Source organism: Devosia sp. RR2S18, assembly GCF_030177755.1.
In the GTDB taxonomy this organism is placed as follows: Bacteria; Pseudomonadota; Alphaproteobacteria; order Rhizobiales; family Devosiaceae; genus Devosia; species Devosia rhizosphaerae.
Genome location: NZ_CP126539.1, coordinates 1214005 through 1239379, shown reverse-complemented (window position 1 = coordinate 1239379; position 25375 = coordinate 1214005). Strand labels below are relative to the sequence as shown.

General features: G+C 62.7%; 27 protein-coding genes and 1 pseudogene. 18 read left to right on the top strand and 10 right to left on the bottom strand.

Annotated features, from left to right (window positions below; genetic code table 11):
- The first annotated feature begins 106 nt into the window (after positions 1-106).
- Positions 107-904: a phytanoyl-CoA dioxygenase family protein gene (locus tag QOV41_RS06010; RefSeq protein WP_284580190.1), complete on the top strand. Its 798-nt coding sequence runs from the start codon at positions 107-109 to the stop codon at positions 902-904.
- On the opposite strand, the gene ltaE is transcribed toward QOV41_RS06010, so the two are convergent.
- The gene (gene ltaE, locus QOV41_RS06005) at positions 905-1930 is read right to left on the bottom strand and encodes a low-specificity L-threonine aldolase (protein WP_284580189.1); all 1026 of its coding nucleotides are present in this window, start codon (positions 1928-1930) and stop codon (positions 905-907) included. It lies immediately after the preceding gene.
- Between the two features lie 53 nt (positions 1931-1983).
- Positions 1984-2961: a methyltransferase gene (locus QOV41_RS06000; protein WP_284580187.1), complete on the bottom strand. Its 978-nt coding sequence runs from the start codon at positions 2959-2961 to the stop codon at positions 1984-1986.
- 482 nt (positions 2962-3443) lie between these two features.
- Here QOV41_RS06000 and QOV41_RS05995 point away from each other — a divergent pair, with 482 nt between their 5' ends.
- The 5 genes from QOV41_RS05995 to QOV41_RS05975 all read left to right on the top strand — a co-directional run bounded on the left by QOV41_RS05995 (position 3444) and on the right by QOV41_RS05975 (position 7154).
- A complete protein-coding gene (locus QOV41_RS05995) occupies positions 3444-3653 on the top strand; it encodes a cold-shock protein (RefSeq protein ID WP_284580186.1) in 210 nt (69 codons plus the stop codon).
- A 267-nt stretch (positions 3654-3920) separates the two neighbouring features.
- Complete coding sequence (greA, locus tag QOV41_RS05990) at positions 3921-4394, top strand: transcription elongation factor GreA (RefSeq protein ID WP_284580185.1); 474 nt, start codon at positions 3921-3923, stop codon at positions 4392-4394.
- A gap of 164 nt (positions 4395-4558) precedes the next feature.
- A complete protein-coding gene (trxB, locus tag QOV41_RS05985; RefSeq protein WP_284580184.1) occupies positions 4559-5509 on the top strand; it encodes a thioredoxin-disulfide reductase in 951 nt (316 codons plus the stop codon).
- A gap of 37 nt (positions 5510-5546) precedes the next feature.
- Positions 5547-6440: a LysR family transcriptional regulator gene (locus tag QOV41_RS05980; protein WP_284580183.1), complete on the top strand. Its 894-nt coding sequence runs from the start codon at positions 5547-5549 to the stop codon at positions 6438-6440.
- 9 nt (positions 6441-6449) lie between these two features.
- Positions 6450-7154 carry an HAD family hydrolase gene (locus tag QOV41_RS05975; RefSeq protein WP_284580182.1) on the top strand — a complete coding sequence of 235 codons (705 nt, stop codon included), beginning with the start codon at positions 6450-6452 and terminating at the stop codon, positions 7152-7154.
- Positions 7155-8148: 994 nt separating this feature from the next.
- On the opposite strand, the gene QOV41_RS05970 is transcribed toward QOV41_RS05975, so the two are convergent.
- The 3 genes from QOV41_RS05970 to QOV41_RS05960 all read right to left on the bottom strand — a co-directional run bounded on the left by QOV41_RS05970 (position 8149) and on the right by QOV41_RS05960 (position 10717).
- A complete protein-coding gene (locus QOV41_RS05970) occupies positions 8149-9351 on the bottom strand; it encodes a pyridoxal phosphate-dependent aminotransferase (protein ID WP_284580181.1) in 1203 nt (400 codons plus the stop codon).
- A 73-nt stretch (positions 9352-9424) separates the two neighbouring features.
- Positions 9425-9844, bottom strand: a complete 420-nt coding sequence (locus tag QOV41_RS05965) for a DUF4864 domain-containing protein (RefSeq protein WP_284580180.1) — start codon at positions 9842-9844, stop codon at positions 9425-9427.
- Between the two features lie 486 nt (positions 9845-10330).
- On the bottom strand, positions 10331-10717 hold the full coding sequence (locus tag QOV41_RS05960) for a GNAT family N-acetyltransferase (protein ID WP_284580178.1): 387 nt from the start codon (positions 10715-10717) through the stop codon (positions 10331-10333).
- Positions 10718-10830: 113 nt separating this feature from the next.
- Between QOV41_RS05960 and QOV41_RS05955 the strand changes: the two genes are divergently transcribed.
- From QOV41_RS05955 to QOV41_RS05945, 3 genes are all read left to right on the top strand, one after another.
- Complete coding sequence (locus QOV41_RS05955) at positions 10831-11463, top strand: hypothetical protein (protein WP_284580177.1); 633 nt, start codon at positions 10831-10833, stop codon at positions 11461-11463.
- Positions 11464-11637: 174 nt separating this feature from the next.
- Positions 11638-12870, top strand: a complete 1233-nt coding sequence (locus QOV41_RS05950) for an aminotransferase class V-fold PLP-dependent enzyme (RefSeq protein WP_284580176.1) — start codon at positions 11638-11640, stop codon at positions 12868-12870.
- 3 nt (positions 12871-12873) lie between these two features.
- Positions 12874-13770, top strand: a complete 897-nt coding sequence (locus QOV41_RS05945; protein ID WP_284580175.1) for a DMT family transporter — start codon at positions 12874-12876, stop codon at positions 13768-13770.
- On the opposite strand, the gene QOV41_RS05940 is transcribed toward QOV41_RS05945, so the two are convergent.
- Complete coding sequence (locus QOV41_RS05940; protein ID WP_284580174.1) at positions 13758-14147, bottom strand: DUF2147 domain-containing protein; 390 nt, start codon at positions 14145-14147, stop codon at positions 13758-13760. The two genes, QOV41_RS05945 and QOV41_RS05940, sit on opposite strands and share 13 nt — an antisense overlap.
- Before the next feature lie 324 nt (positions 14148-14471).
- Here QOV41_RS05940 and QOV41_RS05935 point away from each other — a divergent pair, with 324 nt between their 5' ends.
- From QOV41_RS05935 to QOV41_RS05910, 6 genes are all read left to right on the top strand, one after another.
- Positions 14472-15065, top strand: a complete 594-nt coding sequence (locus tag QOV41_RS05935; RefSeq protein WP_284580173.1) for a thymidine kinase — start codon at positions 14472-14474, stop codon at positions 15063-15065.
- Between the two features lie 3 nt (positions 15066-15068).
- A complete protein-coding gene (locus QOV41_RS05930; protein WP_284580172.1) occupies positions 15069-15464 on the top strand; it encodes an acyl-CoA thioesterase in 396 nt (131 codons plus the stop codon).
- Positions 15465-15669: 205 nt separating this feature from the next.
- Positions 15670-16335, top strand: coding sequence for an SH3 domain-containing protein (locus QOV41_RS05925; RefSeq protein ID WP_284580171.1), 666 nt, complete (start codon positions 15670-15672; stop codon positions 16333-16335).
- A 122-nt stretch (positions 16336-16457) separates the two neighbouring features.
- On the top strand, positions 16458-17039 hold the full coding sequence (locus QOV41_RS05920) for an SH3 domain-containing protein (protein WP_284580170.1): 582 nt from the start codon (positions 16458-16460) through the stop codon (positions 17037-17039).
- A 347-nt stretch (positions 17040-17386) separates the two neighbouring features.
- Positions 17387-18013, top strand: coding sequence for an SH3 domain-containing protein (locus QOV41_RS05915; RefSeq protein ID WP_284580168.1), 627 nt, complete (start codon positions 17387-17389; stop codon positions 18011-18013).
- Positions 18014-18110: 97 nt separating this feature from the next.
- Positions 18111-18617, top strand: coding sequence for an HIT family protein (locus QOV41_RS05910; RefSeq protein ID WP_284580167.1), 507 nt, complete (start codon positions 18111-18113; stop codon positions 18615-18617).
- 3 nt (positions 18618-18620) lie between these two features.
- Here the strand turns inward: QOV41_RS05910 and QOV41_RS05905 are convergent, their stop codons facing one another.
- Positions 18621-19745 (bottom strand): mechanosensitive ion channel family protein, encoded by a 1125-nt coding sequence (locus QOV41_RS05905; protein ID WP_284580166.1) that lies wholly within the window; start codon positions 19743-19745, stop codon positions 18621-18623.
- A 267-nt stretch (positions 19746-20012) separates the two neighbouring features.
- Between QOV41_RS05905 and QOV41_RS05900 the strand changes: the two genes are divergently transcribed.
- Both QOV41_RS05900 and uvrB read left to right on the top strand, forming a co-directional pair.
- Positions 20013-20411, top strand: a complete 399-nt coding sequence (locus tag QOV41_RS05900; protein WP_284580164.1) for a hypothetical protein — start codon at positions 20013-20015, stop codon at positions 20409-20411.
- Between the two features lie 641 nt (positions 20412-21052).
- Positions 21053-23158: pseudogene (gene uvrB, locus QOV41_RS05895) on the top strand (excinuclease ABC subunit UvrB); the annotation flags it as partial.
- A gap of 211 nt (positions 23159-23369) precedes the next feature.
- Here uvrB and QOV41_RS05890 read toward each other — a convergent pair.
- From QOV41_RS05890 to QOV41_RS05880, 3 genes are all read right to left on the bottom strand, one after another.
- On the bottom strand, positions 23370-23495 hold the full coding sequence (locus QOV41_RS05890) for a hypothetical protein (protein ID WP_284580163.1): 126 nt from the start codon (positions 23493-23495) through the stop codon (positions 23370-23372).
- Positions 23496-23605: 110 nt separating this feature from the next.
- Positions 23606-23956 (bottom strand): endonuclease domain-containing protein, encoded by a 351-nt coding sequence (locus QOV41_RS05885; protein ID WP_284580162.1) that lies wholly within the window; start codon positions 23954-23956, stop codon positions 23606-23608.
- A gap of 147 nt (positions 23957-24103) precedes the next feature.
- Complete coding sequence (locus tag QOV41_RS05880; RefSeq protein WP_284580161.1) at positions 24104-24679, bottom strand: NAD(P)H-dependent oxidoreductase; 576 nt, start codon at positions 24677-24679, stop codon at positions 24104-24106.
- Between the two features lie 158 nt (positions 24680-24837).
- On the opposite strand from QOV41_RS05880, the gene QOV41_RS05875 reads away from it, so the two are divergent.
- Positions 24838-25032: a hypothetical protein gene (locus QOV41_RS05875; protein WP_284580159.1), complete on the top strand. Its 195-nt coding sequence runs from the start codon at positions 24838-24840 to the stop codon at positions 25030-25032.
- The last annotated feature ends 343 nt before the right edge of the window (positions 25033-25375 follow it).

Sequence of the window (25375 nt, the reverse complement as noted above, 5' to 3'; positions counted from 1 at the left end):
CAAGTTTGCAGTGTTCCTGAGCGCCTAAGCGCTCATTGGAGCATTTTGTCGCCTCCCAAGGCCCTTTGCCGTCTTCCGACGGCTCTGCAGACGCATGGATTGACTCATGACTTCCCCATCGCCCGCGCTCTCGCCGGCGCAAATAGAAGCCTTCATCGAGGATGGCTTTGTCCGCCTCGACCACGCTTTCCCATCCGCACTCGCCGAGGCGGCGCTCCCCATTCTCTGGGGCGCTACCGGCTGCGATCCCAACGATCCCACCACTTGGGCCAAGCCTGTCGTCCGGCTCTCCGGCTTTGCCGATCCGCCTTTCCGTGAGGCTGCCAACACGCCCCTTCTCCGTTCCACCTTCAATCAATTAGTGGGCGAAGGCCGCTGGGTTCCGCGCGGGGGGTTGGGCAGCTTTCCCGTCCGCTTCCCTTCCCCCGAGGCGCCAGGAGATGACGGTTGGCATGTCGATGCGAGCTTTGGCACGGAGAACCCGGACTTTTTTGAATGGCGGGTCAATTTGCACTCGCAGGGCCGGGCCTTACTGATGCTCTTCCTCTTTTCCGATGTCGGCGAAGAGGACGCCCCCACCCGGATCCGCATCGGCTCGCATCGCGATGTCGCCCGCTATCTGGCGCCCCATGGCGACGGGGGGCGTTCGCTCCGGCAGTTCCTTGATGATGGTTTTGATTGGAGCGCGGATCGCCCAGAGACACTCGCCACCGGTCCAGCCGGTACGGTCTATCTCTGTCATCCTTTCCTCGTGCACGCTGCCCAGCCACACCGGGGCAGCCGGGTCAAGTTCATGGCCCAGCCGCCGCTCCTGCCCAGCGCGCCACTGCAGATTGACCGACGCGACGGCAACTACACGCCGGTCGAGCTCGCCATCCGCATTGCGCTGGACAAACAGCCCTGACTAGTGGCGCTGGCTGAAGAACGCATGGACTTCGGCCAGCGCCCCTTCCACGGCATCGTCGTCGAGATCGAGATGGGTTACCCAGCGCTGCTGGCCATATCGGCCAGTGATGCCCACGCCGCGCTCGCCCAGAAATTGGGTGAACCGCCCGCCGAGTTCGGCGTCCATATCGACAAAGATTATATTGGTGTCCGGCGTGGTCACCCGCAGGTCGGAAAACGCTGACAGGCCTTCCGCCAACTGCTTGGCACGTCGGTGATCCTCGCCGAGCCGTCCAACATTGTGGTCCAAAGCATAAAGCCCTGCCGCCGCCAGAATACCCACCTGCCGCATGCCGCCACCGAGCATCTTGCGCAACCGCCGCGCTCGCCCGATGACCTCTGCCGACCCGATCAGCACCGAGCCGGCCGGCGTCCCCAGTCCCTTGGACAGGCAAATCGAAACGCTGTCGAACGGCGCCGTGAACTCGGCGATATCCGCGCCCAGCACTGCGCAGGCATTGAAGGCTCGCGCCCCATCGAGGTGGAACGCCAGCCCGTGCCGACGCGCCAATTCCCCCACCTGCTCCATATAGCCGACGGGGATCACCTTGCCGCCAAAGGTGTTTTCGAGCGCAATCAGCCGCGTCCGGGCGAAATGCGCGTCATCCGGCTTGATGGCTGCTTCGATATCGGCGAGCGCCAGCGTGCCATCGGGTTGATGTGCGATAGGCTGCGGCTGGATCGACCCCAGCACGGCCGCGCCACCCGCCTCGTTGACATACAGATGCGCCTTTTGCCCGGCGATGAATTCGTCGCCACGCTCGCAATGGCTCATCAGCGCCAAGAGGTTGGACTGCGTCCCGGTCGGGACAAATAAGGCCGCCTCCTTGCCAAGCATACCGGCCATCCGCTGCTCCAGCCGGTTGACGGTAGGATCATCGCCGAACACGTCGTCGCCGACCTCGGCTTCGGCCATCACGGCCCGCATACCGGCGGAAGGCTTGGTGACGGTGTCGGAGCGGAAGTCGAAGCGGATCGTATTCATCGGCACACTCTTGGAGGAAAGGCGCCGCACCCTAGCGGCGCCCTGCCCTTGCCTCAAGCCGCCACGTTGCCGCCGTCCTGTTCATCATTGGCTGCAGTGACTTCCACCGGCGGCCGCCGTGCGACCACGAGGATACCGGTGATCGGCGCGCCTCGATCAAATCGCAGCACTGCGGTTTCGAACCGCAGCACGTCCAGACCCGCCAACGCAAGCGCGTCTCGCGTCGCCAGCACGCCATGGGCATAGCGCAACGAAGGGCGCAGGAAGACAGGCTCTTCCCCGTCGTGCGCCTCAAGTGAAAAGGCCACCAGCCCACCCGGCTGGAGCGCCGAGACCACGCCTGCCAGCACCGGCCCTAGGGCACCGCAATAGATGAAGACATCGGCCGCGGTGATGACATCTGCCTGGGAGGGGCGCGTGTTGAGCGCCGCCACCAGTTCAGCCTTGTCGAGCCGGTCATAAACACCCTTGCGCGCCGTCTCCGCGATCATGGCCGCCGAAATGTCGACGCCCTCGAGGAAGCTGGCCTTGCTGCGCAGGCGCTCCCCCATCAGCCCCGTGCCGCAGCCCAGATCCAGCGCCTGGTTGAACCGCTCCAGACCGAGGCGCACCATCTCCGCGCTCAACATATCGTCGAGCATCTCGGGAACGCGGTACCCCAACCGGCCGACCAACGCATCTTCGAACTTGGGTGCATATTCGTCGAACAGCGCCTCGACATAGCTCAGCGCCGTGCCGTCGCTGGCGCTGCCCGCACCATGCGCCGCAAGCTTCAGCTTGGCGCCGAAGAGGCCCAAATCATCGAGCGCCTCGAGCCGTCGCCAGGCTGCGATAGCGGCTGCAAGGTCACCGGCCTTCTCCTGGTAACTACCCAGCAGCTCCCAGCCGGCTGCCCAGTTCGGCGCCAGCTCCAATGCCTGGTTCATCAGGTCTGCAGCGGCGGCATGATCGCCGCCTTCAGCCAGCATGCGGGCATAGCCAGCGCGCCGGTCGGCGATCACATCGCCGGAGGAATGAAACGCCTTGCTCAAGACGAAAAGTTCTCTGGAAAACACCGGCCCGCTCGGACGGCGCGCGGGATGTGCCGGAAGCCGCTGGCAAAATCAAGCGGCTTTACCGCGACCCTCGCGATTGTGACGATCTGCCCGGTGGGCAAATCTGTATTTTCCGCTATGGTGGATCACGCGGGCTCCTCCGGCCCGTCAGGTGCCACGGGTCTCAGATCGGTGCGCACGGCTTCGGACCTTTTTGGTTCGGCGCAGAAACTTGACGCTATCGCCTCGTTCTCTCGGAAAACCTTGTGTTCTCCGAGCGTTTTGCGTTGTGCAAACGAGATATTGAACAGGAGTGTGTTTCAGGCTATTTTCCGCGGATCGAATATTGCGGCCGACTGATCTGATCCTGCGAATGTTCATTCGCGCATGCTGACGTCACTATCCGATATTTCGATATCATAAGTCTTGGCCACTCGCGGCCAAGATGCCTACCAGCAGCGACGAGGGAAACGCGCATTATGGCAACTGGCACCGTTAAGTGGTTCAACGGCCAAAAAGGCTATGGCTTCATCCAGCCTGACGAGGGTGGTGCGGACGTTTTCGTCCACATCTCCGCCGTGCAGCGCTCGGGGCTCAACGGCCTCGATGAAGGCCAAAAGATCAACTACGAGATCGTCAAGGACAAGCGCACCGGCAAGTCCGCCGCCGACAATCTGACCGCCTCCTGATCCACGAGCATAACGCGAAGACGGGCGCGTCCGCATGGAGGGATGCGCCCCTTTTGTGCCCCTGGTCGGCACATGCGGGGCTTTCTCACCGGCTTTCCCTTGAATGCCCGTGTGAACAGCGCCATTTCCTGACCATCCCGGCTTGACCGCAGCGTGGTGGCCGGGCAGTTTGCGGATCTCTCCCCACACGACAGACGTGACGCGCAAGCCGAACGGCCTTCGCTGGGGTTTTGTTTTTTACTAGCCGTGCCCGATTGGAGGCAACCGATGGAAAAGATCCCGTTGACGATCAATGGCCACAAGGCTTTGACCGCCGAGTACGAGCACCGCACCGCAACCGAGCGTCGTCGCATCATCGATGCAATTTCCGAGGCGCGCGCTCACGGGGATCTCTCCGAGAACGCCGAGTACTCCGCCGCCAAGGAACAGCAGAGCCTCAATGAAGGCCGCATCAAGGAAATCGAGACCATCCTTGCCCTGGCGGATGTCATTGACGTCAGCAAGCTGAGCGGCAAGACCGTCAAGTTCGGCGCCACAGTCACCTATATCGACGAAGACACCGAGGAAGAGAAAACCTACCAGGTGGTTGGTGATCCCGAAGCTGACGCCTCGGCTGGCCGCATCTCGATTTCTTCGCCTATCGCCCGTGCCATGATCGGCAAGGAAGAAGGCGATTCGTTCGAAGTCGCCGCGCCGGGCGGCTCCAAGAGCTACGAGATCATCAAGATTAAGTACGTCTAGCCACACCGCCGCCCAAAATGTGGGCACTTGCCCCGAGCAGCGTGAAACTTTTCAGTGCGTTTCTCTCCTGCTTGGCCGCAAAAGTCGGGTTTGCCTTGAAACTAACTCCCTTGGCGCCTTAACTAGGCACCGAGGGAGTTTCGCATTAGCCGGAGAGCGTCGCGATGCACGCGAAAGTCATCATCATCGGGTCGGGCCCTGCGGGCTATACCGCTGCGATCTACGCGGCGCGCGCCATGCTGGAGCCAGTGATGATCCAGGGTCTACAGCCCGGCGGGCAGTTGACCATCACCACCGATGTCGAGAACTATCCCGGCTTTGCCGACGTGATCCAGGGCCCTTGGCTCATGGACCAGATGAAGGCGCAGGCCGAGCATGTCGGCACCAAGATCGTCAGCGACATGATCATCTCGGTGGACCTGGATCGGCGCCCCTTCGTGCTGACTGGCGACAGCGGCGAGACCTATACGGCTGACAGCCTCATCATCGCGACGGGCGCGCAGGCGAAATGGCTGGGCCTGCCCAGCGAACAGAAGTTCCAGGGCTTTGGTGTTTCCGCCTGCGCCACCTGCGACGGCTTCTTCTACCGCAACAAGGAGGTGCTGGTGGTCGGCGGCGGCAACACCGCTGTCGAGGAAGCGCTGTTCCTCACCAATTTTGCTTCCAAGGTGATCCTCGTGCACCGCCGCAACGAGTTCCGCGCCGAGAGAATCCTGCAGGATCGCCTCTTCAAGAACCCCAAGATCGAAGTGCGCTGGAACACCGAGATTGCCGATATCGGCGGCTCCGCCATGCCACCATCGGTCAACTCCGTCACCTTGCGCGACGTGGCGACCGGCCGCACCTATGAGCAGCCGATCGACGGCGTTTTCGTTGCCATCGGCCATGCCCCCGCAACCTCTATCTTCGCCGGCAAGCTCGACATGAAGCCGGGCGGCTATCTGCAGGTTAAGCCGGGCACCACCGAAACCAATGTGCCGGGCGTCTTTGCCGCTGGCGACGTGACCGACGATGTCTACCGTCAGGCGATCACCGCTGCCGGCATGGGCTGCATGGCTGCCCTCGAAGCCGAGCGTTTCCTGGCAGAACACGAACTCGCCGAAGCGGCGGAGTAAACGACCCGACTACCCCCTACCAAAGGCGTCACAAGAAATGCTCGACTGGGACAAGCTCCGGATTTTTCACACCGCCGCCGAGTCGGGCAGCTTCACCCATGCCGCTGAAAAGCTGGGGATGAGCCAGTCAGCCGTATCCCGCCAGATCTCGGCACTCGAGGACGACCTGGGCCTCAAGCTGTTTATCCGTCACGCCCGCGGCCTGGTGCTGACGGAAGTCGGCGAGCAGCTGTTCCGCACGGCCCACCGCATGCACTGGGAATTGCAGCAGGTGGAAACACAGATGTCGGAGTCCCAGGACGTTCCGACGGGTCCCCTGATCGTCACCACCACGGTGGGCATCGGCTCGACCTGGCTCTCCGCCCGTCTGGACGAGTTCCTCAAGCTCTATCCGCTGATCCAGCTGGAAATCCGCCTCAACGACGCCGAGCTCGACCTCGCCATGCGCGAGGCAGATGTCGCTATCCGCCTCCATCGCCCCAACCAGTCCGAGATGATCCAGCGGAAGCTCTTCACTGTCCACAACCACTTCTATGCGTCCAAATCTTATGTCGAGGAGCATGGCACGCCCACCAGCGTGGATCAGTTGGACGATCACCGCGTCATCAGCTTCGGCGAGCCCGTCCCGTCTTATCTGGGCGACATCAACTTTCTCGAGCGCCTGGGCCGCAGCGACTCCAGCCCTCGCCGCGCCGTCCTTAAGGTCAACGCTATCTATGGCATGCTCCAGGCCTGTCAGGCCGGTATCGGCATCGCCATGCTGCCTGACTATGTGACCGAGCAGACCGAATCCCTCGTGCAAATCCTGCCCGAGATCGAGTTGCCGGCCTATGAGGCCTTCTTTGTTTATCCGCCTGCTCTTAAGAGCTCCAAGCGCGTCGGCGTCTTCCGTGATTATCTAGTCACCAAGGCACGCGAGTGGAGCTTCTAGGCTCCTGCGATGGCGCACATCACCACGGTTGCGCTCGATGCAGACGACACCCTCTGGCAGAACGAGCAGTTCTTTCGCCTCACCGAGCAGCGCTTTACCGCGCTGCTCAAGGACTATACCGACGCACCCGACCTCAGTGACCAGCTTATCACAGCCGTTACGCGCAACCTCTCTTTTTATGGCTTTGGCATCAAGGGCTTCACCCTGTCCATGGTCGAAACCGCCCTCGAAGTCACCGATCACCGCGTCCCCGGCACCGTCATCGCCGAGATTCTCGCCGCCGGCCGTGAACTCCTCAGCCACCCGGTGGAGACCCTGCCCTATGTGGATCAGGCTTTGTCGCACTTGCAGGAGACCCACCGGCTGATCCTCGTCACCAAGGGCGACATCTTCGATCAGGAACGCAAGTTGGCAGCTTCCGGGCTCGCCGAGTTCTTCGCTGCCATCGAGATCGTCTCCGACAAGACGCCGGCAACCTATGCCCGCATCTTCGCGCAGCATACCGATGGCGCCGACCGCACTGTGATGGTCGGCAATTCGCTCAAATCCGACATACTGCCCGCGCTTGCTGCCGGTGGTTTCGCGGTCTATGTGCCGCACGAACTCACCTGGCCCTATGAGCACGCCGAAGAGCCTGTGGGGGAGCAACGCTACGCCCGCATCGAGCATCTCGGGCAGCTTCCCCAGGCAATCACGTCTTTCGATTCTCGATAAACACTGAAATCTCAGCGCAATTCAGTGTTGCCTGCACATGGCGCATAGCTGCCATGTCCTTTGCCCGGTTGATGGGCGAAAGCTCAGCTTATATATGCCCCATCAGCACAGTGAGCGCTTCTCCTCCTCCCTTGCGCTCCTGCGTTCCCTCCTAGCGGAACTCGTTTCCGCCTCCTATGTGGCCCCGCTCTCCCCTCGAGCGGGGCCATGTTTTTTTCTGATGAACGTGCGTCACTTGCATGGCTGGCATACGGCCAGGCGGATTGCTGGATGGAGCCATGGAGTCCATATTCATACCTGTCGCTGAGGCGCGCTCCGAACTCCTCCTCCCTCGGACCCCGTATCGCGACACCGAACTTGGATCGTATCCTCCTCCCTCGATCCCGGTTCACCGGCAGAGCGCATACTCCTCCTCCCTTGCTCTCTGCCATACTTTCGATTTGGCTTCGGCCCAGTCATCAAGCCCTGTCTTCGGACAGGGCTTTTTTTTTTGCATCCGCAGGAACTCGGCTGCTGCTGGCGCATTACGGGCTAAATGGACAGATTGTCGCTGTGGATGGCGCATGGCTGACATGTCACCGGACGCATTGCTGACCATCCGGTCAAATTATATATCTCAACCCGTCGCTGCGACGCCGTCCGTATCCTCCTCCCTCGGACCTGCGTTGCCCGACACCCGGGTTCAAGCCGTATCCTCCTCCCTCGGCTTGGGTCCACCCGGTCCGGCGCATATCCTCCTCCCTTGCGCGGGGCCATTACTGCGATTTGGCTTCGGCCCTATCATTAGGCTCCAACTTCGGTTGGAGCCTCTTTTTTTGCCTTGATGTAGTTGCATGGCAGCTTCTCGCGCCCGAGCAATTGTGCAGCGCCTCGACCCGTTGGATAGTACCGGCGACCTCGCTGCGGCAGCGTCGTGGATGCCGCGTCTCCAAGGGTCAGTCTTTTGGGTTATCGTTGGCCCTGCCCCCAAGGCAGGGCCTTCGCTTTTGTGCGATCAGGAGATGCCGCCGCAGAACGCTTGGATGCGGCGCACCGCCTCCTCCAGCTCCGCATTACTCGCCGCATAGCTCAACCGGAAATGCCCTGGCAGGCCGAAGGCCATGCCATGCACCAGGGCAACGCCTGTCTCTTCAAGCAGCGCGAGGACGAACTCTTCGTCGGTCGCAAGCCTCGTGCCGCCGGCGCTGGTCTTGCCCAACAATCTTTGACACGACGGGAACACATAGAAGGCCCCTTCGGGCGTCAGGCAATCAAGCCCGGTGTCGGCCGTCAAACCCGCCACCACCAGGTCGCGGCGGTTCTGGAACACCTCGCGCCATTCGGCGAGGAAATCCTGCGGCCCCTCGAGCGCCGCCACCGCCGCCCATTGCGAAATCGAGCTCGGATTAGTGGTCGACTGGCTCTGCAGCTTGGTCATCGCCCCCAGCAATTGCCGCGGCCCGGTGCAATAGCCGATACGCCAGCCGGTCATGGCATGCGATTTGGACACGCCATTCATCGTCAGAGTGCGCGCCTGCAGCGCCGGCTCCACCTGGGCAATGGTAGCGAAGGTCCCCCCGTCATAGACCAGCACTTCATAAATATCGTCGGTGAGAATATGGACATGCTCGTGCCGCAGGAGCACCGCGGCCAAGTTCTTGAGCTCGTCCGCCGTATAAGCCGCGCCCGAAGGGTTGGACGGCGTGTTGAGGATCAGCCACTTGGTGGCCGGGGTAATCGCCCGCTCCAACACTTCGGGCGTCAGCTTGAAGCCGGTCGAAGCATCCGCAACCGCAAAGACCGGTTCTGCGCCACAGAGCCGCACGATTTCGGGGTAGCTCACCCAATAGGGCACCGGCACCACCACTTCGTCGCCGGGATTGAGCGTCGCCATCAGCGCATTGAAGATGATCTGCTTGCCGCCCGACGATACAAAGCAATCGGCCGCAGTTACCTCGAGCCCATTGTCGCGCCGGAACTTGGCAGCGACGGCCTCCTTGAGTTCGGGAATGCCATCCACATTGGTGTAGCGCGTCTTGCCCGCGTTCATCGCCTCGATGGCAGCCTGCCGCACATGCAATGGCGTGTCGAAGTCCGGCTCGCCAGCCGACAGCGCAATCACGTCACGCCCGGCTCGCGCCATCTCGCGCGCCTTCTGCGTGATGCCCACCGTTGCTGACGGCGCTACCCGGCCCAACGCCTCCGACAAGAACCCCATAACTTACTCCCGCTTCACCTGCGGGAAGTGATAATTGGTGGCGCAGTGCCCGGCAAGCGGGCCCTAGGGGCCGTCAGATACCAACGCCGTCGCGACGCCGCAGCACCACGCCCTGCACGCGCCAGGTCTCATCCTCTTCCCGCACCATTTGATAGACACCTTCATGCAGCCGCTGGTCATAACCTACAAAGTTCACCACCTGCACCGCCGCGTCTTGGCCGATCCGGCGCGACGAGCCCAAGCTGTGGCTCCGGGATTCTAGGATGGGAGAGTAGCCGCTCGCCGCGATGGCGATCATGAAAGCTTCGGGCTCGGTGAATTGCGCCTGAAACCCTGTGGCGGCAAAGCCCAGCGCCGCTTCTGCGTCGCCCGAGCGAAAGGCTTCTATCTGCCCCTCCACCACCTCTTGCCAGGGCGGCGCCGCAACTTCCCCAGCCACGCTCGGCAAGAAGCTGTTAACCAACAGAGCCAGTGCTAAAAGGATCGTACGCATAAGCGCCTCCGCCACAATGCTGACACCAAATGGTACGGTCTGCACCAGATTGGCCGCAAATTGGAACCGCAATCAGCTGGCCTATTGATCGCGTTATCACCACGAGGTCAGACGTCGATCCCATGCATAAATCTACGTCTCCCCGTCGGAAAAGTTTCAAACCGTATGCCGTCGCCTCTGCTGCTTTCGGCATTTTGGGTGCGGTTGGGGCATTGCTTGCGGGGATTACTCCAGCCGCAGCAGCCGATCTGGCTAACCAGCCAGACACCCAGATCGCGGTGTTTATGGTTCCTTTGACGCTTCTGCTACTCGTGATGCTGTTCGAGGTTGCGCGTTTTGCCATGCGCGGCCCCCTGCCGACCGAAGCTCCTGTCCGGCGGCGGCAATCCCCTGAGCACTGGTCCCCGGCCCAGCGCGAGGGGTGACCTCCACTCGAGTTTCCTGACGAACGTCACGACTTGGCCGGCCTTACGCCGGCCTTTCTTTTTAGGTCAGCCGGATTAGGCCTGCTTTGGTGGGCTGAAAGCCGCATGCCCGATAGAAGCCTCCCAACTGCGGCTCGAAATCGACGTGCAGCCACTCCGCACCGCGTTGTGTCGCCAGAGCCTGGGCGCGCCCCACAAGGCGCGAGGCGATTCCTCGGCGACGCAGCTCCGGCAGCACACAGGTGTCGAGCAGAAAGGCGTGCACGCCGCCGTCCCAGGCAACGTTGACGAAGCCGACGAGCCGCTCACTGTGATATGCGCCGACATGCGCCAGGCTGTGCTTGAGAATGGGCTGGAAGCTCTCGGGTCCAGGGATGCCCCAGGCAAGCTGCCAAAGCTCCCGCATCATGGCGTCGGATGGAAACGGATCGGTCTTGATGGCGATCATGGTAGCTACTCAACTGTCCAAACCTTCATCTGCCCGCAAGGCCGAAGACAACTCGCCAGCGCTAGCTTTCTTCCTGTCGGCTCGAACCGCCCCCCATGGAAAGGAAGACTACAATGAGAACCATCACGACCACTGCTATCGCGGCATTCCTCACCGCCTCTATCGGTGCAACCGCAATTGCGCCGGTCTTCGCGCAGGGCTCCCTTGCCCCGGCACCAGCAGCAGAGACCACGAGCCCCGCCCCAACCCAGACGGATGCTCCCGCTCCCGTTCAGTTCCGCGGTCCGGCTCGAGCGGGTAACCTGCTCAACTTCGGCCGTGGTGCCGAAGCCGTGGAAATAGCCCTAGTGCGGCTCAGCTATCGCATCGAGCTAAGGGTCGAGCAGCAGCCGCTCTTTGACGCGTTCCGCGCCGCCGCCGTTGCGGCTGCTGAAGACGCGTCCGCCGCCCAAACGTCGCTACGCACGGCCGCCTCTGACTCGGCAGAGCAGACCCTCATCGATCCCGCCCAGCTTCTGGCCGACCGAATCGCGCTGACCCGCGCCCGCCTTGCGGGGCTGGAAGCCGTTCAACCCGCAGCCACCGCCTTCTTCGATAGTCTCACCGACGATCAGTTGGCGCAGTTGGCGCCTCACCGCGGCGATGGTCACTTCCATGGCAAGCCCGGCCAGCGCGAGCACCGTGGTCCTGTGAACCGCGGCTTCGGCGACGATCGAATGGCTCCTGGCCAGGCGCCTCGCGGCTAGCCAAACAATCCGCAGGCCCAGGGACCGCGAGGCGCGATCCCATAAGCCCTCACCCTCGGGGATAGCGCGCCTGGGCTCGCCGGCACAGCCGGCGGGCTCCCCTGTTCGTCCCAGCCTTTGCTTTCCAGCCATTCTCCTCTACCAATCGGCGGCCCCTCTTGATGGACCGCTTTGATGACTGCCCTGCCCCTTAATCCTGCCCGTGTCCGGGCGCTTTTCCCGGCCTTCTCCGAACCATCGCTTGCCGGCCAGGCTTTTTTTGAGAACGCCGGCGGCTCCTTCACCGCCGCGCCCGTCCTCGACAAGCTCGAGCACTTCTATCGCGCCACCAAGGTGCAGCCCTATGGGGTCTACGCAGCCTCGCAGGCGGCCGGCGAAGCCATGGACGAGAGCTATCGGCGGATGGCCCAGGCGCTCAATGTGTCGGCTGACTGGATCCACTTCGGCCCATCGTCGTCGGCCAACACCTATGTGCTGGCACACGCCCTTGCCGGCTGGCTGCGCCCCGGCGACGCCATCATCGTCACCAATCAGGATCACGAGACCAACACCGGCGTCTGGCGACGCCTCGCCAACCATGGCATCGAAATCCGCGAGTGGCGCGTCGATGCGCAAACCGGACGACTGGCCCTGGCCGAACTGGACAAGCTCCTCGACAGCAAGGTTCGCCTGATCGCCGCACCGCACTGCTCCAATATTGCCGGCGAGATCAATCCGGTCGCTGACATTGCGGCGCGCGCGCATGCCAATAGCGCAGTGGTGGCCATCGACGGGGTCAGCTATGCGCCCCATGGCCTCCCTGACCTCGCCGCGCTTGGCGCCGACATCTATTTCTTCTCGGCCTATAAGGTCTATGGACCCCATCAGGGCGTCCTGGCCGTTCGGCCTGAGCTCGCGGCACAATTGCCCAATCAGGGCCACTTCTTCAACGATGCCAAGCCGCGCTACCGCCTGACACCCGCCGGCCCTGACCACGCCCAGATCGCCGCCCTTTCCGGCATGATCGACTATCTCGAAGCCGTCGCCGAGATTGCCGGCGACAAGGTCGAGGGCTTCGACCCCTTCCGCCGCGCCCATGCCGCCATGCGTGCCCAGGAAATCGCCCTGGCCACGCCCCTGCTCGCCTATCTCAGCCGCAAGAACTCCGTGCGCCTTATCGGCCCCGACAATCCCGCCGAGCGGGCGCCCACCATTGCTATGGCCCTGTCCGAGCCCGGAGCCGCCGTCGCCGCCCGGCTCGCCCGGCACGGCATCATGGCAAGCGGCGGTCACTTCTACGCCTATCGTCTGCTCGAAGGCGTCGGCATTGCGCCCGATCATGGCGTGCTGCGCCTGTCTTTCGTGCACTACACCACGCCTGAAGAAATCGACCGGCTGATCGCCGCCCTCGATGCGGAACTGCCCTGATCCATGCCGCGTCCTATCGCTGCCCTGCTGCTGCTTGTCGCCACCATGCTTTGGGGCTTCGCCTTCCTCGCTCAAAAATCGGCCATGCAGTCGCTCGATCCCCTGAGCTTCACCGGTGCGCGATACCTCCTGGGCGGGCTTCTGGTCCTGCCCATTGCCATGATCGAAGGGCGGCGGCAGGTCCGTCGTCCCCTCAGCCGGCGTCACTGGCATGCCACCTTGGCGTTGAGCCTTGTGTTCTTCCTGGGCACCTGGTTGCAGCAATGGGGGCTTGAGACCACCACGGTCACCAATGGCGGGTTTCTCACCGGGCTCTACGTCATGTTCGTGCCGCTGATTGCCTATCTCGTCACGCGCCAGCGCTCGCACCCAATCCTCTTGCTCGGGGTGCCGTTGGCCCTGTTCGGCATCTACCTGCTCAATGGCGGGCGCCTCGACGGCCTCAACTCCGGCGACTTGCTTATCATTTCCTGCGCCGTGTTCTGGGCCATCCACATCCTGCTGCTAGGCGTCATCGCGCACCAGACCGCCCGCCCCATCCTTGTCTCCTGCATCACCTTCCTGGCGGCGGGCCTGCTTTCCACTCTTCTTGCGCTGGTCTTCGAAACGCCTTCCGTCGAGGGGCTCTCCCAGGCCTGGATCGCCATCGCCTATGCGGGGATCGCCTCAACCGCCATTGGCTTCACGCTTCAGGCCATCGGTCAGCAGCATGTGCCGCCGGCCAATGCCGCCATCATCCTCTCCGCTGAAAGTCTCTTTGCAGCCCTGGGCGGCGCCGTGGTGCTGGGCGAGCGTCTCCCGCCGATCGGCTATTTGGGAGCCGGCCTGATCTTCACGGCCATCGTGCTGGTCGAGGCCATTCCGCCACTCTGGGCCCGGCGCCGATCCTACTCCACGTAGCGGTGGAGCTTGTAGCTCTTGCACACCACGAACAGCACGCATCCCTGGATCCGCACCGTGTCTTCGCCCAGCCGTGTAATGGTCCCTGAGGCCGTCTGGCCAAAGAGGTTGAGCTCGCCCTTCCACTTGTTGGGACCCACCGGCCGCGCCTCGTCGATCAGCAGGGTGTTGAGATAGGGCAGGTTCTCGGCCGTGTCGCCGCCATTGCCCAGCCAGATCAGCTCTGCGCACAACTCCGTACCGTCGCCACACATGGTGACATCATACCGGGAGTCCTTGGTTTCAATCTCCCAGATACCAGAGAGATTGGCACTGGCTGGCACCACCAGCACCACCGACAAAGACGCCGCAACAAGTGTTCTGACCAGAGTTCTCAAGACGCTTTCTCCACGCAAAACGATTGTCCCCCACCATCTCCGGCCATAGCTGAACCGGGGGTGAACAAGGGCGTCACCCAGTCGTCATAGAACCCCGCTAGGCTCGCCTTGTTCCCGGTCCCCCATGCGGCCTGGACCTGCCGCGCCACGTCCCCACCGTCGCGCTGGCCTTGGGAGAGATGGACCGCCAACCCCGCATCTCCCGCCGATCCATTCGGCATTTTAGGCCGCCTGCGGGCGGCCTCTTTTTTGTGGAGCAATCCACCCGCCCCCTCGCGCCGCGCCGCCACCTCCGGCACAAGGAGGCACGCACCAGGCGGGACCATGGCCAAGCTCTACTTCTCCTATTCGACGATGAATGCCGGCAAGTCGACCATGCTCCTGCAGGCCGCCTATAACTACCGAGAGCGCGGCATGCGGCCGCTGCTGTTCACCTCCTCGCTCTATGTCGAGGACGGCATCGGCCTCATCTCCTCGCGCATCGGCATTTCCGAACCTGCCGAGCTCTACGGCGCCGCTGACGATCTCTACCATTCCGTCCGCGACCACCTTGAAGCCGGCAAGATCGACTGCGTTTTCGTCGACGAAGCTCAGTTCCTCTCCCCCGATCAGGTGTGGCAATTGGCCCGCGTCGCCGATCGCCTCAAGATCCCCGTCATGTGCTTTGGCCTGCGCACCGATTTCCAGGGCAAACTCTTCCCCGGATCGAGCGAACTGCTCGCCGTCGCCGACACGCTGCGCGAGATCCGCACCATCTGCGAGTGCGGCGCCAAGGCCACCATGGTCGTGCGCCAGAACACCGATGGCCGCGTTCTCACAGAAGGCGAGCAGGTATCGATTGAGAAATCGGTCTATGTTTCGCTCTGCCGCAAGCACTGGGAAGAAGCAATTGGCCGCTGGCCGGTAAAAGGACCCTGACCCATGTTGAACGACAATGACGAACCCAAGGGCGCGCTGACCATCCGCACCCTCGCCATGCCCTCCGACACCAATCCAGCCGGCGACATCTTCGGCGGCTGGGTGATGAGCCAGATGGACATCGCCGGCTCCATCTGCGCCGTCGAGCGCGTCCAGGGTCGCGTCGCAACCATCGCAGTCGAAGCCATGACTTTTATCGCACCCGTCAAGGTGGGCGACGTGCTGTGCGTCTACACCGACATCGAGCGCGTCGGGAACACCTCGATTACCATCTCCGTGGAGGCGTGGGTACGCCGCCGCATGCTCGATCATCGGGTGAAGGTCACCGACGGGCGCTTTGTCTATGTCTCGCTTGGCGAAGACGGCAAGAAGCGACCTATCCCCCCGCTATCACGCTGAATTCATCGTTCAGCTACCGTTCAGCTTCGCAATGATTTCTCTGCGATGCGTACTCAGCGCTGTGCCCCAGAACGGCACAAGTCCTGCAGCCGCCCGGAACCCTTTTCGGATCGGGCCCGTTTCAGGATCAACCAAATTGCGCCGCTTGTGGCTGCCCGATGCCCTCCCGCATCAGGCGCGACAGGTTGGCAGAGGAGCCAAGAACATGAACCGCAATACTCGCAAGAAAATGCTGAACCTGGCCACCGGCGTTGCTGTGGCCGCCACCGCCGTGGTGGTCTTCCTGCCGGCCGCCCAGGCGGCTCCTGGCACCGTCACCGCCAATGTCAACCTGCGCTCCGGCCCGGGCACCAGCTATGGCGTCGTCGACGTAGTCCGTAGCGGCACCCAGGTGGATGTGGAGCAGTGCGAAGGCTCCTGGTGCTATATCACCAAATCGGGCCCGGACGGCTGGGTCTCCGCCAACTATCTCAGCGCCGGCGGCACCCGCGTGAACCCTGGTAATCCGGGGATCTCCTTCGGCTTCTCCATTGGTGGTGACGGCCAGCCCTCGATCAATTTTGGAGTCGGCAATCAGAACCAGAACCAAAATCCCCGCCCGCGTCCACCCATCGTAGTGGAGCCCGTCGTTGGTGAGGTTTGCTTTTTTGACCGCACTCGCTTCCGGGGCAGCAGCTTCTGCGTCGAAGAAGGCGAGAGCATCCGCAATCTTGGCGATTGGGCCGACCGCATCTCCTCCATCGACAATCCCGATGGCTATTCGGTTCAGGTCTGCTCGGAACGCAACTTCCGCAATTGCCGCACCTACACCACCAGCGCCCGCTCGCTCGGTGATTTCGACGACTACATCGTTTCAGTCCGCGTCCGCTAAGGATCTATGGCGGAATGAATTAAAGGCGTCCGTATTTACGGGCGCCTTTTCCATTGCTGGCCTTGGCCAGCCCGTCGAGCCGCGCTAGGGTGGCACTCAATCAGTCAGCCTCGGATGTTCCTATGACCCGCTTCGGCTCCTTCTTCGCAATTCTGGCACTTCTTGCCACCGCCCTGCTTGGCGCCTCGCCGGCCGCTGCCCTAACCAAGTCGGGTTCCGCCGCCTGGAGCAACAAACCCCTGGTTCTGCGCAGCGGTCCCGGTGCCGCTTATGAAGCAACGGGGGAAATAGCAGGTGAGGTCGCCATCAAGGTGCTGCGGTGTCAGCGGCTCTGGTGCGTTGTCGAAGGCCACGGTGGACGCGGCTGGACCAGCAAAGACCATATTTCCTTCGGACTTGGACCGGACGGCCCGCTGTTCACTATCCGCCCCGACTATCCCAGCGGCGGCCCCGGCAAGGTCTGCTTCTTCACCGGAACGCATTATTCCGGCACCGCGATCTGTGCGGGTCCCGGCCAGGTGTTTCAGGACCTCGCCCTTGCCGGATTGGACAACCGCTTCGCCTCCGTTCAGGTAACCGGTGATGTCTCGGTAGCGACCTGCCGCGACCGCTTCTTTCAAAGCTATTGTGAGCGCATTATCGCTTCTCAACCAGTGCTCGACCGGTACCTCATCAACAGCGTCTCCTCGATCCGCGTTTACTGACGCTTCGCAACGATCGTCTAGGGGCTCCGCAAGGAGCCCCTTTGCTTTGTCCACCTGATAGTATTTAGCCGCAAGCTGACTGAAAGCTGTCATCAGCTTACAGCATTCATACAGAACAAATGCGGCAGCGCCGCTCGCTCATGATGCTCTTTGCACTAGAATCCACAAACACGACGGGCTGAACCTGCTGTTCAGGCGTGGTTCATGCGACCTCCATTAGTCCGCCACCCAGTTGCAATTCATCCAGTCTATCCCGCAGCGGATAAACTCGAGAATTAATCTGCAACGATCTGCCGATTTCCCGGTTGGGGACTCACAGGCAGCAACCAGATAAAACGGAGACTGACATGACCTTCTTGCGTAAGGCCGCCGTCGCCGGCGCCGCCATTACTTCCGCTTTCCTGATGACCGGCAGCGCCTTTGCGGCTCAGGCCACCACCACCCTCAATGTGCGCTCCGGCCCCGGCACGAACTATGGCGTCGTTGACGTTCTGCGTCCCGGCCAGGACGTTGATATCCGTGAATGTCGCGGCAATTGGTGTTTCGTGGAAAAGTCCGGTCCAGATGGCTGGGCCTCAGCCCGCTATCTCACCGAAAGCGAACGCGAGCGCCCGCGTCGTCCGCAGGCCAGTGAGCCCGACGTGAACTTCTCGTTCTCCGTACCAGGCGGCTTCAGCTTCTCGATCGGTAATGGCGGCGACTTCCGTCCGCAGCCGGGCAATCGTGGCGGCCGCGTGTGTTTCTATGAGGACTGGGATTACCAGGGCTCGAGCTTCTGCGTGCGCCCTGGCCAGCGCTACAGCCAGCTCAACAACTTCAACGATCGCATCTCCTCGATCCGCGTCTTTGGTAACGCTCAGGCCCAGGTCTGCGAGGACTACAACTTCCGCGGCCGCTGTGCGGTGATCGACGACAACCAGCGTCGCCTTACGGGCCGCAACAATGACATCATCTCTTCGGTTCGCGTTCGCTAAACCTAGAGTTGAACCACACGACAGCGTCGCCTTCGGGCGGCGCTGTTTTCGTTTGCGGCAAACTTGATCAAAGCGCGCTTGTCTGGTGAGATTGCGCATGTCTGAGCGTCAGCCGTTCGATCTTGCGACCTATCTCGATGGCATCGGCTCGCGGCCCTGCTTTATCTGCGGGGTGGTGCGCGGGGATCCCGAGTTTTTCCACCATCTGGTCTTCGAAGACGCCGAGACCATCATCTTTCTCAGCAAATATCCTACTCTTCCTGGCTATTGCCTTGTCTGCCCAAAGGCGCACCGGGAGGACTTGGCTGTTGATCTCACCACCGAACAATATCTGCGGCTCCAGGCTCACGTGCATCGTCTATCCCGTGCCCTCAAGCAGGTCTTTGCCGCTGAGCGTATCTATGTCTTGTCCTTGGGAAGCCAGCAGGCCAACAGTCACCTGCATTTCCACGTGGTACCGCTCCCACCCGGCATACCGCTCGAGCAGCAGCAATATCACGCGCTCATGGCCGAACACGGCATCCTGCACATTGCGGACAATGAGATGGAACGCTTGGCAGGGAAAGTTACAAAGGCCTTTCAGGCCGAGATTGCAGCCTCGTAAGCCTTACTCGGCACGAGCATCCTCCAGCTCGCCGCCGCCGCCCTTGGTACGCTGTTCCACCACATCGGCGCGATAGCGCGGCAGCCCACCTGGATATTCCGCCTGCACATAAGCCACCAATTGCTCGCGCACGAGGCAGCGCAGGTCGAACGCATCGCCGGAGTTCCGGGCTGACATGAGCACCCGTACTTCCATGGTGAACTCCTTGAAGTCGGTCACCTGCAAGGCAAACACATCTCCATCCCAGAGCGGTGAGCCTTTGACGATCTCTTCTGCCTTGCGGCGCAGCGGTTCCACGGGCACGGAATGGTCGAGATAGATGATGATCGAGCCGATCAGCGTTGCCCCTTCGCGCGTCCAATTCTGAATGGGGTTCTCGAGGAAATAGCTGAGCGGCACCACGAGCCGGCGCAGATCCCAGATCTTCACCACCACATAGGTGGCGGTGATCTCTTCGATCTTGCCCCACTCGCCTTCGATTAGCACCGCATCGTCGATGCGGATCGGCTGGGTGATGGCCAATTGCACGCCGGCGAAAAGGTTCTTGAACAGCGGCTGCAGGGCCAAGCCAACGATCAAACCGGCGGCACCTGCCGAAGCCAGTATGCTGGCGCCATACTGCGCAGCGCCTTCAAACGTCATCAGCGCTGCCGCCAAGCCCACCAGCACGAAGATGATGACGCCCACGCGCTCCAATATCTTGCTCTGCGTCGCATGCTTGCGGGCCAGCAGATTGTCTTCTGCATCAAGCTTGAAGCGGCGAAGATAAAGCGTCATCCAGATATGCAGAACGGTGCGCGCGGCAATGACCGCGAGGGCGATGCCGCCCAGCAGCAGAATGTGCCGCAGGATGTCCGATGCTGTTCGCCCCAGCGGCATGATCACTGACGCAATCGCCACAAAGCCGATGATCGAGGCCCATCGGAAGGGATCGGACAGCCGCGACACCAGCGACCGCCAGAACATCGAGCGGTTCGCCACCATGCGCCGCAACATCCGCATCAGCAGGTCATGGGCAACCAAGGCTGCCAAAATTGCAATCCCCAGCATGATCAGCGCGATCAGCCAATCCGGCAACCAGCGGAGGAAACGCTCCAGTTCAGCAAGTCCGCGTTGCAGTTCTACCATGCACTACTCCTGTGGGCCGTCTCGTCTGTTATGCTCTGGCTCTCCAAAGAGTTGCGGCAGGAGCCCTGCGGCACAAGCGCACCCGACCTGCACAACTCCTGGGCGCTCCTTGCCCCAGTATTCACAACAAGCTGTGCATCAGTAGCAGCCCGCATGATTTCCGCGCAAACACCTGCTTTTCACAGCATCGCGGCAGGCGTATTCTGCCCATGGGCCGCGAATGCTTCCAGGTGGAAGTTGGGGTCGCCGCCCATGAGGGGGAACATCATGCCAAGAGTCTCTGAACTCTTCTTTCGGACTGCTATCGTCTTTCTTTTGGTTGGCATTGCCATCGGCTTGCATATGTCGATCAGTCAGAACCACAACGTGACGGGTGCCCACGCCCACATCAACCTGCTCGGCTGGGTTACGAGCGCCCTGTTCGGCGGCTATTACGCGCTCAACCCCGCCAAGGCTGAGGGCAAGCTGCCGATGATCCACTTCGGCGTCTATACGCTCGGCGTCGCGGTGATGACCGCTTCGCTCTACCTGCTGCTGCAGGGCAATCTGGCCATGGAGCCGCTGGTCGCCGTCAGTTCACTCGTCACCTTCGCTGCGGTGCTGATCTTTGCCTGGGTGATCTTTACGCCAACCAGCGCCCGTATTGCCCTGCGCCCGGCAGAATAAGCTCCTGCGGCCCCGCTCCGGCGGGGTCGCCTTCACATCTTCCTGACACCTGCTGTCAGCACCCCCTGTTCCTTCTCCGTTCTTGCGGTGCTAAGCTCGCCGGCACATTGATTTTGCCCGACCCGCTTCCCATCTGATGGGTCTCCCCAGCGCATTGGTGTTTCATGGCCGACAAGTCCGCACGTCCCGGCAAAGCCGACTTTTCCATCGACGATTTCCTCAGCGAGATCGAAAAGGCCGAGGACATCGCCGCCTCCAAGCCGCTCTATGCCGAGCGCATGAAGAACAAGCGCGCCCTGGACCGCGCCGAAGCCGCCGAAAAGGCCGCCGCTGCTGAACCCAAGACGGCGCTCGAAAAGCGTCGCACGCGCAAGAGCTCTCACGACACCGTCACCGGCATGGCGCCGAAGTCCGGCAAGACCAAGATCAATTCGGTTGACCGCATCGACTTCGACGGCATGGGCGAGGCTCCGCAGGCCGGCTTCGGCCACGTGCCCAGCCAGCGCGTCACCGCCCGCGAGATCTCCCGCGCTGCCGCGGCTGATCCCGAGGCGCAGGCCAAGCTGCGCGAGGCCCTCGACGCCTCGGTCAAAAAGAACAAGGCGCGCAAGAACGAGGACGTCTCCAACGCCACCACTGTCGGCGTCACCGCCACCGTCAAGGCGCTCGAACAGATCATCCTGCATGGCCGCAAGGAGGTGGAAGGCTCCGCCCCCTGGATGCCGCACCGCCCCATGCGCCCGGCCAAGCGCGGCGCCTCGCGCCCCTTCCGCATGGTCACGCCCTATGAGCCGCGCGGCGACCAGCCCACTGCCATCGCCGAACTGGTGGAAGGCGTCGAGAATGGCGAGACCGATCAGGTGCTGCTGGGCGTCACCGGTTCGGGCAAGACCTTTACCGCCGCCCAGGTGATCGAGCGCACCCAGCGCCCCGCGCTGATCCTGGCGCCCAACAAGACGCTGGCCGCCCAGCTTTATGGCGAGTTCAAGAGCTTCTTCCCCGACAATGCGGTGGAGTACTTCGTCTCCTACTACGACTACTACCAGCCCGAGGCCTACGTCCCGCGCACCGACACCTATATCGAGAAGGAATCCACCATCAACGAGCAGATCGACCGCATGCGCCACTCGGCCACGCGGGCGATCCTGGAACGCGACGATGTCATCATCGTCGCCTCGGTGTCCTGCATCTACGGTATCGGCTCGGTGGAAGACTATACCGCCATGACCATCGACGTGCAGAAGGGCCAGAAGATCGACCAGCGCGAGCTGATCGCCAAGCTCGTGGCCCTCCAGTACAAGCGCGGCGACACCGGCTTTGTGCGCGGCACCTTCCGCGTGCGCGGCGATACGGTGGAAATCTTCCCCGCCCACTATGAAGCCGCCGCCTGGCGCGTCTCGTTGTTCGGCAACGAGATCGAGGCGATCACCGAATTCGACCCGCTCACCGGCAAGAAATCGGCCGACCTCACCTTTATCCGCGTCTACGCCAATTCCCACCACGTGACGCCGCGCACCACCATGAACCAGGCGATCAAGCAGATCCGCTCGGACTTGGCCGCACGCCTTCAGGAGCTCAACGGCGCCGGCCGCTTCCTTGAGGCCCAGCGCCTTGAGCAGCGCTCCCTGTTCGATCTCGAAATGATGGAAGCCACCGGCTCCTGCGCCGGCATCGAGAACTACAGCCGCTACTTCTCCGGCCGCAAGCCCGGCGAGCCGCCCCCGACGCTGTTCGAATATCTGCCCGACAATTCCCTGGTCTTTGTCGACGAGAGCCACGTTACCATCGGCCAGCTCGGCGCCATGTATCGCGGCGACCTCCGTCGCAAGGCGACCCTGGCCGAATACGGCTTCCGCCTCCCCTCCTGCATGGACAATCGCCCCCTCCGCTTCGAGGAGTGGAACGCCATGCGCCCGCAATCGGTCTATGTCTCGGCCACGCCCGGCTCCTGGGAAATGGAGCAGACCGGCGGCGTCTTCGCCGAACAGGTCATCCGCCCCACCGGCCTCATCGACCCGCCAGTCGAAATCCGCCCGGCCAAGTCCCAGGTGGACGACGTCATCGACGAGATTCGCACCACCATCAAGACCGGCTACCGGACCCTCGTCACCGTCCTCACCAAGAAGATGGCCGAGGACCTCACCGAATATCTGCACGAACAGGGCATCCGCGTGCGCTACATGCACTCGGATGTCGACACCATCGAGCGCATCGAGATCATCCGCGATCTGCGCCTGGGCGCCTTCGACGTGCTGGTCGGCATCAACCTCCTGCGCGAAGGCCTCGATATTCCCGAATGCGGGCTGGTGGCCATTCTCGACGCCGACAAGGAAGGGTTCCTCCGCTCCGAAACCTCGCTGATCCAGACCATCGGCCGCGCCGCGCGCAATGTCGACGGCCGCGTCCTCCTTTATGCCGATCGGACCACCGGCTCGATGGAACGCGCCCTCGCCGAAACCAGCCGGCGCCGCGAAAAGCAGATCGCCTATAACGAGGCCAACGGCATCACCCCGCAATCGGTCAAGTCCAACATCCACGACATCGTCGACAGCGTCTACGAACGCGACCACGTCACGGTTTCGATCGGCAAGGGCAAGGACGGCAAGGAAAAGATCGTCGCCGGCGACAATCTCGCGGCGGTTATTCGCGACCTTGAAGCCCAGATGCGCGAAGCCGCCACGAACCTCGAATTCGAAAAGGCCGCAAGGCTGCGCGACGAGGTCAAGCGATTGAAGGAGATGGAGCTGGATACGCTGGAGGGGGAAGTCAGCTAGGCGGACGAGGCTAAAAAGGGAGCTCGTGGGCGGAGAAGAAGTGTTGAAGGGCGCGCCACAATGCGACCGGCACTCTCGGTCCGTCCCTCCCCCTTCCAGGGGGAGGCTAGGTGGGGGTCTCACCGCGCCAGAGGAGAAACACCCCCACCCGCCCTCCCTCTCGGAGGGGGAGGAGAAGTAAGGGCTAGGGCGCCGACTCGCCCAGAATGCCGCGCAGCCTGTCGAAGACGGCATTTTCATTGCCCAGCACCTCGAGATTGGTGAAGCGCTGAACGCAATAGCCGAGGCGTGCCAGATGGGCGACCGGCACACTCGATCCGTCCCTCCCCCTCTCAGGGGGAGGTTAGGTGGGGGTCTCGAGGGACAAGAGAGAAACACCCCCACCCGGCCTCCCCCTCGTAGGGGGAGGAGAAGAGGGGCTCAGGGTTCGGGCTCGCCCAGAATGCCGCGCACCGTGTTGAACACACCATCCTCATTGTCCAGCACATCAAGATTGGTGAAGCGCTGAACGCGATAGCCGAGGCGTGCCAGATAGGCGGTGCGGCGCGCGTCATGCGCGATACCTTCCGCCCCATAGTGGCTGTCGCCATCGATCTCGACCACCAGAAGGGCGCGCTTGCAGACGAAATCCACTACATAAGGGCCGATAGGCGCCTGCCGCCGCCAGTGCCAGCCGCCCGCGCGGAACGGATGGAGCAGCGCCCAGAACCGCCGCTCGGCCGGCGTCTGCTCCCCGCGCAATCGGCGGGCAAAAGAAACCGGATCGTCCATGGCTGCCCTCCCGCAGGGAGGATAGCAGTGGGAGTGCGGAAGAAAAGAGCCAAGTGGGAGAAGGCCCTCCACCCGGCCTCCCCCTCACGAGGGGGAGGTGAAGAGGGCGACACACCTGATCGGTCCCTCCCCCCTCTCAGGGGGAGGTTAGGTGGGGGTCCCCGCCACCCGCCGCACCCGCTCCAGATACCCCGCCAGCCTCCCTGCCCCCGCGTCCTTGATCCCGCCAAACCGCGTCACCCGCACCGGCTTGATGCCGCAGAACTGCAGGGTCGCCGTCTTCATCGCCGTCACATCGGCATTGCGATAGGCCAGGAGCGTATAGAGGTTGGGCGCATCCGAGGTGGTGATGAGATGGGCCGAGCGGCCCCCGAGCAGCTTGTCCCAGAGCGGCCCTTCCGCATGCGGTTCGAAGGCGAAGCCGGGCAGCAGCACCCGGTCGAAAAAGCCCTTGAGCAGGGCCGGCGTCGCGCCCCACCAGAGGGGATAGACGATCACCCAGTGCTCGCACCAGCCGATCAACTCCTGCGCCCGCACCAAGTCCGGCTCCAGCGGCTGGACCGCCTTGTAGCCCCGATGCAGCACCGGATCGAAGCGGAGCGCGCCGAGATCCTGCCGCTCCACCTCGTGTCCCGCCGCCCGCGCCGCCGCTTGGTAGGCGTCGGCGATGGCGCCGCAAAAGCTCTCCCGGTCGGGATGCCCCAGGGTCAGATAGATCCGCATTGCCCGCCCTCCATTCGCCTTACCTCACCCCATAGCGCCTCACGCCGCCTTGACCCAGCGCAATTGCGAACGTGATCATCTCCCCTCTGGACTCCTGCCCCGCCGCCACTCTAGAACAAAAAGAGAACATACAGCAGCCGATCCCCCGAGTCCCGACCATGCTCACCTTCACCACCGATCTTGCCGGCCGCACCCAGCGCGACATTCCCCTCACCCCTGCCGAAGCGCTCGAACTGCACCAGCGCGGCTTCCGCTTCGCCGAGTTCAACCCCGAACAAAACCGCTTCCGCCTGTCCCAGCCCTATGAGCTGGTGATGATCCCCGAAAAGGGCGTGCTGACCATCCGCCAGTGAACGGCCGGGTACCCGCCCCCCAAACCGCCCACGCCTGCCCCACACCCCCCACCCCCGGTGTCACCCCGGCCCTGGGCCGGGGCCCATCCCGAGATCTCTCATCCGGCGCGATGCCACAGAACACCCCCACCCAGCCTCCCCCTAGGAGGGGGAGGTGAAGAGGGGCTCAGTGCCCAAACCAGAGTGGAGCCGTCCCTCCCCCTCCTAGGGGAGGCTAGGTGGGGGTCTCCACCACCCAAACTTACCCACTTATCCATCTTATCCCCCTCCCCAAAACCTGCGTTACACTCCCCTCCATTCCCCCGCAGGAGCGGCGCTGCAGCGACCAGACAGGCGGGTGGAA